The following is a 14,386-nucleotide window of genomic DNA, read 5'->3' on the forward strand; positions in this document are numbered from 1 at the left end:
AATATCTTTCCTGGTTTTTAATAATTTATTGACTATCATCTGTTTCCTATTATTCTTTTTTTGTATTTAATTATACTCAAAGTTTATACTATGTGTTATTAGAGGCATACCCACCCCCCCCTAAATTATAGAGAATACTTATTTTTATAGTACGGGTGGACATGATACATTTTCTGGCTTTTTGTACTTAGATTACAGAAATACCTTTAAAATCGCCTACAAGCTGCTTTGACCTATCGGCTGATACATTGGGCATTATGCAGAATACAACCCTTTCTGTGAGGGATTGGGTTGTTTTGATGGCTTTATTTGATGGACATACTGAGGCAACTTTTCAAAAAATTAATTTAGATTTTTCCTGGGTAGTTTAACTCAACTCGCCTAAACCCCTATTACCGCCCCCCTTGCCTCTACATGGCTTCTCTTTCTTTATGCTTTGGCTTTTATTCATTCCCAATAATTAAACCCCGTGAAGGGGTTTTTGTGTGGGGTGGGTTTGGAGGGCGTTGAGGGCGATCGCTCTATTCTGTTCCTAATATCTCAGTTTTGATTCTTGAACAGAATAAGGCTTAAAGCTTTATGGCGTAAAGCTTTCAAAGGAATTAGAATTTATTTATGTCTACCCGTGGCAATATTTTGGCTATGGCTACCCCAATAAATCGAACCAATAGAGGGAAGAAAAAAGAAGCCGCATTTTCATTATTTGCAAGAGGCTACAGTCATCCAGAGATTGCCAAGGAGATCGGAATATCTACCCGCACCCTATCTCGCTGGAAAGCAGATTATGAAAATCAAATTTCTTCCCAGCCCAAAGCAGATAGTGAAATTGTTATATCAGCACAAAACGATATATCACAGCGCATAAATGACTTGCTTGATATAGCATTGGATAGCTTAGAAGATATTCTAGACGATAAAGAATCTAGGAAAGCTGATAAACTCCGCGCGATCGCAATTATTGGAGATTGGGCGCGGCTGGGTCGAGTTAGCAAGCAGGAAGAATTGGAAGAAAAAAATAGATTTCCTATGGAAATTGCTGAGGCACAAGCCAATTTAGCTGAATTAAGTGATTCTGAGCTTAAAAAATTATATTTTGAAAAGCTGCAAGAAAGCAATGGTTAAGCAAGCCGACTAACATTCAAATAATTGTAGATATTTCTGCTGCACTCCATTAGTCAAAGATGGCCATACTAGATTAATCAAACCGGAATTATAAGCAATGCCATAAACCGCCCGCGCTATTTGTTCACCCATAACCAGAGCGCGATTTAGCCGCAGTTTCCACGCTAATTCAAAGGGCATACTATCAATTGTCGCTAATGGGTAGATTTCATTGATTTTGGCATCGACTAAAAGCAATTCTTCATTAGGTGTGATAACTTCCAGAGAATTGCTTTCTGAAGTTTGGTCACTGGTAATTGGTAATTGGTCATTGGGGATTGGTTCGATATCATCTAGTGATAACTGATCAACTACCGTGCTAAACAAATTAGTAATCCTTTGTTGATGCTCAACAGAAATTAATTGCCAAGCTGATATTTTCTGTTTTTCTGTGATGGTGTCAAACAAATCCTCACATTCCTCTCTAGTAGAGGTTTTAACTAATTCCTCAGCTACCAATGGGACAATCGGATCAACTTCTACTGCTTCAACTAAATTAACTACAACCTCAACCGGACTATTAATAGCTTCTCTTTGAGTTTTTACGAACTCCTTATGCTTCAGGTACATTTGGCAATATTCCCAGTCCTGAGCATTAATCTTTCTGGCTTTCCATTTTTGTCCGGCCACTTTTTTCTTATCCAAAGATAATCCAATCTGCTCCATCGCTTGTCCAAATATTTGGCCGTTTGTCATATTTTTGATTTGAAACCCTAGCGCGTCAGCAACATCATCCGGGTATTTTTTAGCCTTCTCGCCTAACGGATTATAGTCATTAGGCTCTAACCATTTATTTGGGTCTAAAAACTCATGCAGCCCTAAATACTCCCTGCATTTGCGCTTTCTTGAGTTCCAACGAATATCAGCAGCAAATCTGTCACCATGCTTCATCTGTCTGGCTTCTGCTGCATAATCTCTAGCTGATGATTCCTCAATATCTTGATTCAGTAGATAAAAATTTTCTAATTGACGCTCGTACTTACGACCGCTATTTTTCAAAGCCATAGCAGCAAAACCAGTAAATTCTCGCTCTGTTTTTTTATGAGTAAAAACAGTTGCCTCTATCAATTCTTCACCAAAGAGACGTAACATTCTAGTTTTTAAATATCCTGATTTTAACTCCGGTGGCACTTCTTCACCATGCGCTATTGCTTCCATTATTGAATCAGATAAAAATTCTGCTGCTGCAATTTCTTCGGCTTCTCTAATTTCAATGCCATCCCAAATATTAGATAGTTTATTTTTTATTTCTTTAGTTCCTCTCTTTGGAGTTGGGTTAATTTCATTGATGCCATAACCAATTTCCTCAAGATGTTCTCTGGTGAATTGGCGTAAATACTTGGCAGTGATGCTTCTGTATGCTTGGTTTTTGCAGAATAACTCAAAGAACGGTGATGAAAACTCACCAGACATTACATCATATTTTCTGTTATAACTTAGCAAATACTTTGAATTGGCTTCATAATTACGTTGATAGTAAGCTTTAATATCTTCAAGTGTAACTAAATTAGAAGGTAGTCCCATTGGCTCAAAACCTTCTTCTGATACCCACATATAGATATCTTCAGCACCTCTAACTCGATTGAGAAACTGTTTAATTTCTCTATCCATTAAGATGCCATTACAGAATGCAAAGACACCGTTAATAAATCTTTGATTTTTTAAGCTAACTCCTGAAATAATTGATGGTGAACAAATAACCATTAAGTATTTTTTTGATTCCTCATCAGGTTTATTATTGAAAGCTTTCACCCTTGGGTCATGTTGATTATCGGCATGAATTTCTAATATTAAATCTTTCAATTCTGGGAAGTTTTGACGCACATACTCAGCTAAAGATTTACAACCCTTAACGCCGTTTTTTAAGTCATCTAGCACAAAACATGGTATACCAGTGGCTATCTTTTCAACCAACTCTGATAATAAACCTTCTGGAGATTCAGAAACATCAAAGTTAATATCAGGACGTTGTGGTTGATATTTGTTAATAATCAATCTCACTGGTGTTCCTTGTGGTGCAAGTGCTTTGATTAAATCAATTTCTTTTTGAGTGATATCTGCACTCATAAATAAGCACATACCTTGACCATAAATAGCTGAGTCGATGTGTGCTTCCAATGTGGACAGTAACAACGGTCTAATATTATCTTTATTGCAAAGTGAACCGAACAGAAAATCAAATACCTGATCCGCTTCATCAACTAATAAAATCCCTTGGTGTTTGGCTAAATGTTTCGGGTCATATTGATAAGCACTCGGAACGCAAAACGACGCTTTCTTCTTATCAGAATATTTAACATTAGAGTTACTCTCTTTGTAGGTAAGCCCTAAATCGGTGCTAGTACTTCTAGCTAAACTTATGCGATTATGCCAGCTATAAAATGCTTCTGCTTTATTCGCATAGGGGACAACTGACTCAGTTTTACCAGTGCCAGCATCACTAACAATTATATTCATAGTTCCGGGTTCAATTAAATCACCCAAAACCTGCTCTAAATGAGGTACATTAACAACTTTATAGGGAACTTCAGTGATATTAGTTAACCCGTGTCTAATTGCCTTTAATTCATCAAATCGAGAGCGTTTTTCAATGTCTTTCTGTTCCTGTATTTTCTTGGTTTCTGCGTTCTTGACTCCGAGTTTAGCAATTGTGAAAAATTCTTTGCTACTGATGTATTCAATCTGGCTAAAATCTTCTAGTTCATCAATATCACCACAAGTTTTATCTACTTGACCCCACCAAGCCACAGAAACATCAAATTTATTGGCATTAAGTCTAATTAAAAACTTGCGATAATCTTCGTAAACGCTCTTATTAAGAACGCTTCCAGCATCAGGAGGAATTATAATTTTACCTTTTAATAAAGGTTCAATAGACTTATAATGTCCTAGAAAATTATGTCCACCGATGCCAATTACCTGAATATTTTTGTTATTACGCCATAGCTTAAAGGCTGTTAGTAAACTTTTTAATCCACCTTCCATCACCCAAGTTTCTGTTATTTCCCCTGCGTCTGGACTTACCCAATGAAAAATAGGTAATTCTCCATTGGGTAAGTGTGGAACTGCGCCGCCACTCTTTCTAGATGACAGACAATAATATTTCGGGCTTCCCTCACCACGATGATCATTAGCAATATTTACCCCAACAATCGAACTATTATCCAGGTATGAGAAGCCAATACCTGAACCGCCATGAAAAACACCCTTAGCAGCATTGACCCCACAAAGATTGTCAGGGAAGCCAGCTGATGATATCCCAGGCTCCCAGCTATATATCCAATTTTGACTAATTGCTAAATCAATCTCATCAGGTAGAAAGCCTCTGTCTAAAAGTCTCTGTCTATGGTTTTGGGATAATCCAAAGTGTTTAACCAATCTTCTAAGAAGTTGGTTCCTCTCCTCAGACGACATGACATTAATTGGACTCTCGTAGCTTTCTTGTGGGGTATAGGGAACAGATTGACCTTTATCATCAACAGGGTTAAAAATCATCCACAAGCCGTCTTTGGTAAGAGATACGGCTTTGTGTCCATTAATGACTTCGCCTATCCTTACTTGGCTGAATTTCATGCAGAAGGGGTGATTGCTATCTACTTTTTTCCGACAATCACCGTTAGTATCGCCACAGAAGCAAGGTCTGTTTTTATTGGTGGGAAGCAATCTACTCATCTCCCACCCCCAAAACTAATGCTTCAATTTCTAGAAGCCTTGCTATATCTGCCTTATCAATGTGTCTTAGCTTTGATAATCGCTTCAGAAAAGCTTTGTCTTCCAAGTTAAGAGCAGGATTTTTGAGCAATTCCGTTGGTTTGGGGCAATCTCTCTCATATCCAGTGCAGCAGGCTCGATGTAGCGTTCTTACAAACGTATCGAAAACGCAAAATAAGCGTAGTTCTTTCTCGCAATTACGACAAATTTTGGCACTTATTTGTGCTTTTTCCGCTGATAATGGTTGATTTTCTGGCTGAGAATTGCTAAAATTAGCTTTAAGTAAAGCTTTTTTGCAATTCCCTCTACTCTCTCCAGTGGTGGGTTTTTGCATTTGCAAAATTCCTTATATGTGTTTGTGGAATTTTGCCAGCTAACAATTTGCAAAAATCTATATCAACCGCTAAGATAAATGTCAACTAATAAATAATTTTATCTATACGGTCGGTTCGAGTTCCGCAACAGTAAAACGAGTGCAAATCGTTTTAGTTAACTGGCTAGGTTCTTGAGTCGATTTTTTTTCGACTCAGTAAGATATTGATAGCATTTTTTCCTCCCTAAAAAACATTTTGCCAATAGAGGCTGAAAGCTTTGTGCTGTAAAGGTTGTAAAAATCACATCTTTGTTAGGCTATTTTTACCTTTCCCCTCCCCTTGCCAGTATGTATAGAAAGTTTCTCTTCATCGACCGTGAGCATCTGCCAAGTAACATCATCATGCAAGTTTCTCCCCCAAGATGAATAAGCCTTAATCAGAGGTTTATAATACTCATCATTGAACTTGTCAGACTTTTGAGACAAATTAATTGAAGCTTGAATTAATTTATAAGTGTGTGGCGATCGCGCTGAATCGAAAGGATTTTTGGATTGTTTTAAATTTTTTACATGGCTTCTGATTTCAGAGCAATGCTTAAATTTGCCGTCACCTTTTTTAATAGGAGTGCAAATTTCATTGATATCGCCATTTCTCATCTCCAAAACAATATGATAAAACCATTCAGTTGCATTTATATATCCAGACGGATATATAGGATGGACTTGTATGCAAATTTCTAGTATTTGTAGTAAAAGCTCGCCTAATGGTTCAATTGCTGTTGCAATATTGCGACTGACTGATATTTTATGTTTTGAATGCCATTTTTTCTTAAGTAGCCAATGTAGCGCAACTTTCCAAACATTATCATTGAAATTCAAATGTTGAATTAGTCCGTTATTAAACGGGATTGTAGGGGAAACAAAAGCTTTAATTGAACTCATCGCGCTATCCCAAGGCGGATCTATCATTTGCGTTGGTATTGTTGGAATCATAATTTATTTTGTGCATTGCTTTGTAAGAATTAATTATTTCCATCGGCTAGACCACAAAAAATAATTTATTTTGTGCGATCGCACTTTTAGCACTTTCAGGGTGCAAAATTTAACCCCAAATAATTTATTTTGTGCGATCGCTTCTCTTGACTCAGGCATTGCACTATTTGTCCATCAGCTTTATCAAAATTGCCTCTAGTCTTTCTAAAGCGGCATTGGTTGAACGCTGATTTTCCTCAAATTTACGATTACTTTCTTCATTATTGCGGTCTAATCTCACAACGATGTTCTCTAGAATTGCAACTCTAGCATCATTGCTCAGTATTATGTCATCAAGCATTGTGCTACGACCTAACACAGTATTAGCAGTACCCGTAAAGTCGGTAACTTGATTTGATAGGTCATTCAGACTATTAGTTAGAGTACCAATTGTCTGTGTATTAATGGCTTGCTGTTCTGATACTAGGTCAAGCCTTTGGGCAGTCTGTTCTAATATGGCTTCTATGCGGTCTAGTCTGTCTACTGGTGGTGTAGTCATGGTGTTTTAGTTAGGGTGCGATCGCTAAATTAATCATTTTTCTGTTTATCTTCACCAACATAATTAGCCATGAAATCAGCGATAACATCACTCATGGTTTTATTTTCCAATACACATTTACTTTTAAATTGTTGTCTTAATTCAGGTTTTACAAAAACTCTTATTTCTGCCATATCCTTTTTACTCATACGCTTATTTATCCAGTATATCCAGTATGTCCAGTGCTTAGGCATTTTACCTATACAAAAATCTTATCATATACGTCATATATAATAACTATATCCAATACATCAACTATGTCAATTAGTGGATATAGTTGCTATGGTGGATATAGAAACAAATCAATCCCCAATGACTCACTGATTCCCGACTAATTCAACCATAAATCACACTGTAAGCCTTGTATAGCAAGGGATTGGAAGATTCAAACAGACACAGTGAAGCATAAACCGATTGATTCCCGCTTGTTTCCCGACTAATTGCCATCTAATTCAATTCTGATTACCGTCTGATTGACCCTACAACCCTTATGCGCCAACGCTCACAGCCTAACGGAACACAACACGACCTATTCCTTGATTTTCCCTCTAGCAAGACCTATTTAGCTCAATTATTGGGTGTTTCACGTAGCACCGTATACCTTTGGGAAAATCTAGCATTTTGGAGAATTACCAGTTTTAGGGACGCATACCCTAAACAAGAGGACGGTAGTTTTGACCGTCAAGCACCCCTAAGCCCTTACCAGTGTTGGGTTTTATGTAGAGTTGGCAGACTTATGAGCCAAGTAGTTACAGCCCAAAGGGTAAAGCAGGGGATAGCCAAAAATCAGAACTATTGCTCACTCTATACGTATCGCACCGCACTTAGAAACCTTAACAAAATAACCGCGTAATTCCTATGGCAACCACAACCAGACGCAAGAAAACACCAGTAGCTACACCTGAGACTATGCCAGCAACACACGAACTAGTATCAATCTCTGATATCTGCAAGGCTGAAAACATTACAGAACAGGCTTTCAGACTGGCTTTGATGGATGTTAGACCGGATGATTTTGACTCTATCAAAGCTATCCCCACAACCCAATCAGAACAAGTTTTAGCCACAATTCAAGCCACATCTAAAGCACTATCAGCCCACACCGTCCCCACAGATACCACACCCCAATTACTTGAAAGTCGAGCTACACAAGCATTAGAACCAGCACAGGAAACAGCCCCAAATATAGGAGATCAGCCACAAAATTCCGACATAGTGGCATCTGGTAGTAATTCCCAAATTAACCAAGCCAGTCAACCTGCGAACGGAACAGCCTTGACCACTGCTTTAGATGAGATTCTTGCCAAGTCGGAAGAGGCGATCGCACTTGCTGATTTAATTGCCGTTTATAGAAATGAGCAGATTTTAGCCAACGCTGACACCAGGGACAAGGAACTGGTAGCAAAGCTGAGAGAACAACGTAACGACGCTAGACACGCAACTTTTGACCGTCTGAGGGATTTGAACGCAAAACAACCCATTGCACCGGAGTTACCCGAACTAGACAGCACCCTAGACGATGAAATAGCCAGTCTAGCCCGTGAACTGGGAAAGCAATTCAGCTTAGGCAGATAGAGCTACTAGAGCGTCAAATTAAGGAACTGAAGGCACGGCATAAGCCAAAGCCAAGGATTAACCTTCTACTACCCTTTGACCTGATAAACGCCACATTAGAGGGCATTGCCAGCTTATTCAACCCAGATGGAGACTACGACGATGATTAGTATTTTTGACTGCCTCAACAATTGTTTAGCCCACACAGTTAACTTTTTGTTACAGGGCAGTTACGCCAATGTCTACTGATTACCCAGAACAGCCAAGAAAAAAGCCTTGATTGTGAGTCAAGGCACTTAAGAAAAATTAAGATGTGGAGAATTTTACCATGATCAGCACCTTGCCAATTTGGTTCAATCAAATAGACAAATCCGTTGCGGCTGCTTTGATTGGAGATGGTTTTGAATTTATCGGATTGCTGGAAGATATCGAAACACCAGATTACTTGGAAGTTGTAACGGGTAGTTGGTCACTGGGTTCTATCTGTTCCACCAATGAATTAATAGTTTTGTCTAACGGTGCAGTTTTCAGTCTGGATTGTGATGGAGAAAGTTTATTAGAACTTCGTTGGAATGCAACTAAAAAATTGATTAGAGAGAAGTTGAGAAACTACCAACCATTGCCAAGTAATCACAACCAATTAAGTTTATTCGCTGCATAAAAAAGGGAAGCCGCAAAACTTCCCAACTACTTTTGTAAATTCCCAACGTAGGACAATTTACCTATTAATTATATGCCACGCACAACACAGAAAACCAAACTATCTGAAGCACAAGAAAAACTTAAAACTGCTGCTGTCACACCGGAAACAGTGAAGCTTGACCCTACACCAATTAAGGCTAATAGCAACCATCAAGCATCAGTTTTTAACCCCTCTGACTATTTAGCGTCTAATCTTTTTGCTGACACTTCCACACTGCCTAGAACAACCAAAGTAGATGCAGATAAGCAAATTCAATCTATATCTGAAAAGCGGGAAACATTGCGTTTAGTGGGTGCTAACTTGCAACTAAATACCGACGTTTACAAAACTGGCTCTCTGAGTGAGAAGATGTCCCAAGCTTCTATAGTTTGGAGTACAGACAGAATTGGCACTGATACTAAATTAGTAGGTTTAGAAACTGCCAAAGTTACCCACCAAATAGCTGAGGTTAAGTTAGGACAGACACAAGAGAAATTAACTCATGCAGGTATTGAATTAACAGGATTACAAGGTGAAACACCACTAAGACAAGCTTTCTGGGTTGCTAAGTTAAGTTTAATTGAGTCAAGAATTAGCCAAGTTGAGCTTGCTAAATTCCAACTTGATGCCAAGATTGGAGCTATTGAATCAGAAGCAGAAAGTATTAATTAATCAGGAATTGGGGTGTTAATTCACCCTTCTTTAATATGTACCAATATCAGCAACATTACACATCACGTAACGACCATGAACCCGGATATATCTATTTGATGGAAGCGGTAGGATATCACGGGTTTTTACCTGGATGCTTAACTAAACGATGCAAAATAGGGTTAAGTCGTAACCCACAACTAAGACTACAAAACTTTCACGATAATCAACCACCTTGCGACATTAAAATAGTCAAAACCATCTATGTAGAGGATATGGCAGCAGTAGAAGCCAAACTACATAAACATTTTAAATACTGCAATGTAAAGCTGACTAAATCTAAAGAATGGTTTGACCTAACCCCAGTTGATTTAATGAGGGTTAATCTCGCATTTAGCAGATATTCATCCCACGTCACAGCAGATATATCACCAGTAAAAATAAGCTTTGGATTGTTGGGAATAGCGGTTTTAATAATGGCATTAATAGCAACACAATCAACACCAAAGCAGCAGCAGTTAGAAAATAAACCGATAGTAGAAAGAGGTGTGAACCTATGAACTTTCAAACATTACGTAACGGGTTTGTAGTTGGTAGTTTAGGTGTTTCATTTACTGGTTTTATTGCACTGTTCACTCCTTATCAGCAATTCTCCCAATTCTTCATAGCATCTGGTTTAGGTGCTTTGGGTGCATCTTCCTTAGCTATTCAACAGAGTGAAAAAATCAATAAGCGTAAGTCTAAAAAGTTTCTGACTGAGATTGAAACTTTAAAAAATGACACTGAGCATTTTAGTAAATTACTACAAACTAAACATCAAGAACTAACTCAAATTGCCATAGACAGAGATGATTTAGCTAAATTGAATATTGACTTGGTAGACACCTTAGAACAACTCAGAACTGAGTTGAGCGACACTAAAACCGCGTTACAGGATACCAGAGATATAAATATTGATTCAGCTATTACTACACTGAGAGAATCGTTAGAAGAGGCAGTAAAACAGGTTAACGCTCTCATTCCCTTTCTAGTTAAGAAGTACCCAGATGTTAAGTTAAATTGCCAAGAATTAGCAGCACAATTCAATGACGATGTTAAATTGATGTCTGCTCAAATTGGGGTGATTTCAGATAACAACAGTTTGACAAATGAGGAATTAATAGCGGCTTGTTTAGCAGTTCAGCATGAGATTATCTTGAAAGGGTCAAGTATCAAAGCCAAGTTATACAAAGCAGCGTGTGACCATCTACAACGTCAACTATTTAACGTAATTCCCCTTACTGAACATGAGGAAAAATTAACAGCAATCAAAGACTACTACAGCCGCAATTTAAAAGCTATTCAGGAGGAGTTTAGCCAAGTTGCTGATAGTTGCATCAATGCTTATAAATCAGACTTTCATGAAGTTGTTAACGATGGTTTAGCGCAAAGTCAAGATTTAGAAAAGTTGCAGAATGAGATAGTTTCACTCAATGGTAAGTTAAAAGATTTATCTAAACCATTACAACTAGTAGGAGCCTCAGAAGCTGCTAGGGTAGGTAATTCCATCATCAATTACTATCATTCAAAACTAGGAATTACCCTTGATGGCTTAGACTTTAATAGCACTGAAACTGGCTATAAATTATTATTTCACCTGTCTAGAAACAACCGATTTATTGATACAGCAACTCTTAACGATGGTAATAACTCAGACAAGATAAAGGAGTTATCTGGAAGTTTGAACAGTCCCAAATTTAGCCAGAGTGAGAGAAGTAACTATGTGAGTCTTGACATCGAACTGAGAAAGGTGGAGAAGAAACAAGCCACGATAGAAGATATTAGGAGACTGATTGAACCGTCTGCAAAGTTTGGTGAGGTTGTTAGTAGGTATCATGAATCGAAACCAACTTTGAGAGTAATGACTAGAACAGGAGGAGGTAAAGGAATTGCTGTTAAGAACTTGTTAAACCACTACATTAACCACTGGGAGAACTGGGAACTATGGCTAAGTGACCCTCAACACGGTTCATTTGAGGATTATTGGAACTGTCCAAAAATTGCTAAATCTCCCACAGAAGCCAGCAACATTCTAGAACTCTTTATAGAGGAATTCACAGACAGAAAAAACAATCAATCATTTAACCCAGATATTCCAGTCATGGGTATTTTTGACGCATGCGATAAAACTTTTGACAGAAAAGAAAAAGCAGAAATTAGCCAGATATGGACAGAAATTAGACACCGAAAAATGAAGCTTTGTCTAATTGGTCAATCTGGTGAAGTAGGTAAGCAGGGTTGGACTTGGGACGAAATGAATAACTGTAGCTTGATGTTCATTGGTGATGCAATTGGAACAGCGATAAAACACGGTGATGATATGGGATGGTCTAGCGACATGAAAGCTAAAATACCATCAATTTATCAAAAAGTTAGTGATTGGATGAATGATAGCAACAGAGATTTACCAGCTAAAAATCATTACAGGTTAGGTTTATTAGTTGATGGTATGCGTTTTGATTTTGTGGAGATTCCCCCGGCTTTAGAGGGTGAATTAATTAATAATAAATCTTGGCTTGTTTCTTCACCGTGGCAGTCTAAAGCATTAAGCCAGGGTGAAGATGTGGCTTGTATTCACTGCGGTAGTTTGGAGGTTAAGAAGAACGGTAGAGTAGGCGAGAAACAACGTTATAAGTGTTCAGATTGCGGTAAAGGCTTTACAGTTTAGAAATTATCTATACATTCTCAAGAGGTGGCAATGTTTAATCTAACTGAACAATTTAAAACCAAAATCAACGACTGGGGTTTAATGTTTCATGAAAGCCAAGAGGGATTTTATCTGTACACAAATTTAGACAATGACAACCAAGCTTATAAATTTTTTCGTAGTGAAAATGAGGCGGTTCAGTTCATGAAAGACGGGTTATTTTTTTATAGAGATGGATTATGGGATAAATACATAAATAAGCCAAAAGCTCATTGTGAGATTTAACCCAAAAATCCCTCCAAAAATCAGGAGGGATGATTAAATGCAGGCAGAACATAATTTTATTAAGAAGATGTTGAATATGTTTGAATATTTAGATTTTAGAATCTTTGTCCAATTAATAAATTATGAAACATCTGCTGAAATAATTATTTATGACGATGTTCCTCAGCAGGTGGAATTATTTATTTTTGTTCCCACTAACCCATTACCAGCAGATTGCTTGATAGAGGCTGCTATCTTTGAGGCTATTAACAGGATAGATGAGGTAATTCTTGAAGCTAATAGCCTTAAATAATTTATTTGATGATGAATTACATATAGTGGGACAGGTCAATTTGTCAACGGATAAAATAAATAAATAATTTTTGTGGGACAAGGTGGAAATAATGCGATAGGTTCTGTCAGCTTTCCTACGGAACACTAGGCGATACCTTTGGTGAGCGTAGCGATCGCGCTTATCGATCCAAACTCTAACAACTAGTAAATTATTAATTATTAAATTTCAAGAGGATTATCCATAGTGCAAGTTACAAAGCGTTATAGCGGCGCGACTAGGATAATGGTGTAATCTGTTGATAATCAGTGTAAATCTATATATAAAAAGGAAAAAGGTCATGTTTGGGGAAGCAAACATCAGCAAAGAATATACTGACGTTAAAAGCATAATGGCTTGTTTAGTAGCAATAAAACTTGCTCCATGTATTAAGGAGGAAGAACTTATGTCTTTTCTAGAATGTGTAGATGGCTTGAATAAATCTCTTATTAAATATGAAGAAATAAATGATAATGACAAGGATACGCGTCGAGATGTTAAAGAAAGAATCAGAGATATAGGTAAATCATTAAACACAATGGGTGGACTCAAATTAATGAAACTTACCTATGAATTTCTAACACCTAGTCGCAAGCTATCACTTATTTTAAATCAAACTTGGTCTGGAGTTGGAGATTGGCTTGCATAGTTTGGCAGTAAAAAATAAAGGTTCTACCGCTCTCTTTATGATGTTTTCGGAATAATATGGATTAAAACCTTATTCTGAGTGAATTTAAGGTTTTAATCCCTTAAGAATAGGCGATCGCAGTGGCAGAAGAGAAAAATAAATAAATAATTTATTAGTAGAGCGTATCCCCTGTAAATGTAAGCTGTAGATCACAGTGTCTACAGTGGCTTATGAAAATCAACAGGCACGGACGCGCCAAAGTTCTGACACAGCAAGAAATACAGTTAATTTTTAGTCAAGGTTTAGACAATGACCGCGATAGAATGCTGTTTGGTGTGTGCCTATTTAGCGCCTGTAGAATTAGAGAATGTGTAACGCTGCAAACTCAAGATATTTACACCCCTAAAGGTGAAGTTAGATCGCAATTCGTGATCAGGAAATCAAACACCAAAGGTAAACTGGCCACTCGTTCAATACCAGTGATTGAAGACTTAAGGCGGTTATTTTCTGGCTACTACTCAATAGCTGGTGAAATTTACCTGTTTCCCGGTCGCTTTGAGGGACACATAGATCACGATTCAGCAGCAAGGATTTTTAGGAAAGCTTGCCAACGAGTAGGAATTGTGGGAGCGAGTACCCACAGCTTCCGGCGTACCGCCTTAACCCAGATGTCTAATGCTGGTATACCGTTAAGGGTAATTCAGTAAGTTAGCGGACACAGGAATTTAGAACAGTTGCAAAAATATCTAGAGGTGGGTGATGAGCAGGTGTTAGGGGCTGTTTCAGCCTTGTCGATGTTGTCACCTGTGGTTGAAGTCGGGAAATGGGCTTATGT

Annotated in this window: 14 protein-coding genes and 2 pseudogenes; 10 read left to right on the forward strand and 6 right to left on the reverse strand. The window is 37.9% G+C overall.

The genetic code is table 11. The features are described 5' to 3' along the window. Positions 1–615: 615 nt before the first annotated feature. Positions 616–1,122: a helix-turn-helix domain-containing protein gene (locus tag ACSQ6I_RS07050; protein WP_438889670.1), complete on the forward strand. Its 507-nt coding sequence runs from the start codon at positions 616–618 to the stop codon at positions 1,120–1,122. 9 nt (positions 1,123–1,131) lie between these two features. Here ACSQ6I_RS07050 and ACSQ6I_RS07055 read toward each other — a convergent pair whose 3' ends face one another. The 6 genes from ACSQ6I_RS07055 to ACSQ6I_RS07080 form a co-directional block, all read right to left on the reverse strand. Continuing rightward, a complete protein-coding gene (locus ACSQ6I_RS07055; RefSeq protein WP_438889671.1) occupies positions 1,132–4,833 on the reverse strand; it encodes a plasmid replication protein, CyRepA1 family in 3,702 nt (1,233 codons plus the stop codon). After that, positions 4,826–5,206, reverse strand: a complete 381-nt coding sequence (locus ACSQ6I_RS07060; RefSeq protein ID WP_438889672.1) for a hypothetical protein — start codon at positions 5,204–5,206, stop codon at positions 4,826–4,828. The genes ACSQ6I_RS07055 and ACSQ6I_RS07060 overlap by 8 nt, the downstream gene beginning before the upstream one ends. A 291-nt stretch (positions 5,207–5,497) precedes the next feature. Continuing rightward, positions 5,498–6,178, reverse strand: coding sequence for a hypothetical protein (locus tag ACSQ6I_RS07065; protein ID WP_438889673.1), 681 nt, complete (start codon positions 6,176–6,178; stop codon positions 5,498–5,500). 33 nt (positions 6,179–6,211) lie between these two features. Further along, complete coding sequence (locus tag ACSQ6I_RS07070; protein ID WP_438889674.1) at positions 6,212–6,337, reverse strand: hypothetical protein; 126 nt, start codon at positions 6,335–6,337, stop codon at positions 6,212–6,214. Between the two features lie 4 nt (positions 6,338–6,341). Continuing rightward, on the reverse strand, positions 6,342–6,716 hold the full coding sequence (locus tag ACSQ6I_RS07075) for a hypothetical protein (protein WP_438889675.1): 375 nt from the start codon (positions 6,714–6,716) through the stop codon (positions 6,342–6,344). A 29-nt stretch (positions 6,717–6,745) separates the two neighbouring features. After that, positions 6,746–6,904, reverse strand: coding sequence for a copy number control protein (locus ACSQ6I_RS07080; protein WP_438889676.1), 159 nt, complete (start codon positions 6,902–6,904; stop codon positions 6,746–6,748). 709 nt (positions 6,905–7,613) lie between these two features. Between ACSQ6I_RS07080 and ACSQ6I_RS07085 the strand changes: the two genes are divergently transcribed. The 9 genes and pseudogenes from ACSQ6I_RS07085 to ACSQ6I_RS07125 all read left to right on the forward strand — a co-directional run. Then, positions 7,614–8,330 (forward strand): hypothetical protein, encoded by a 717-nt coding sequence (locus tag ACSQ6I_RS07085; protein ID WP_438889677.1) that lies wholly within the window; start codon positions 7,614–7,616, stop codon positions 8,328–8,330. A gap of 307 nt (positions 8,331–8,637) precedes the next feature. After that, positions 8,638–8,970, forward strand: coding sequence for a hypothetical protein (locus ACSQ6I_RS07090; RefSeq protein WP_438889678.1), 333 nt, complete (start codon positions 8,638–8,640; stop codon positions 8,968–8,970). A 72-nt stretch (positions 8,971–9,042) separates the two neighbouring features. After that, entirely contained in the window at positions 9,043–9,663 is a 621-nt protein-coding gene (locus tag ACSQ6I_RS07095) for a hypothetical protein (protein ID WP_438889679.1), read from the forward strand. A gap of 35 nt (positions 9,664–9,698) precedes the next feature. Next, positions 9,699–10,202 (forward strand): GIY-YIG nuclease family protein, encoded by a 504-nt coding sequence (locus tag ACSQ6I_RS07100; protein ID WP_438889680.1) that lies wholly within the window; start codon positions 9,699–9,701, stop codon positions 10,200–10,202. A 2,036-nt stretch (positions 10,203–12,238) separates the two neighbouring features. Further along, positions 12,239–12,340: pseudogene (locus tag ACSQ6I_RS07105) on the forward strand (transposase-like zinc-binding domain-containing protein); the annotation flags it as partial. Between the two features lie 39 nt (positions 12,341–12,379). Continuing rightward, entirely contained in the window at positions 12,380–12,613 is a 234-nt protein-coding gene (locus ACSQ6I_RS07110; RefSeq protein WP_438889681.1) for a hypothetical protein, read from the forward strand. Between the two features lie 37 nt (positions 12,614–12,650). Next, complete coding sequence (locus ACSQ6I_RS07115) at positions 12,651–12,905, forward strand: hypothetical protein (protein WP_438889682.1); 255 nt, start codon at positions 12,651–12,653, stop codon at positions 12,903–12,905. 319 nt (positions 12,906–13,224) lie between these two features. Then, positions 13,225–13,572 carry a hypothetical protein gene (locus ACSQ6I_RS07120; protein WP_438889683.1) on the forward strand — a complete coding sequence of 116 codons (348 nt, stop codon included), beginning with the start codon at positions 13,225–13,227 and terminating at the stop codon, positions 13,570–13,572. 209 nt (positions 13,573–13,781) lie between these two features. Then, positions 13,782–14,386, forward strand: a pseudogene (locus ACSQ6I_RS07125) (tyrosine-type recombinase/integrase); the annotation flags it as partial.

This window comes from Anabaena sp. WFMT (assembly GCF_051781005.1).
Classification (GTDB): Bacteria; Cyanobacteriota; Cyanobacteriia; order Cyanobacteriales; family Nostocaceae; genus Anabaena.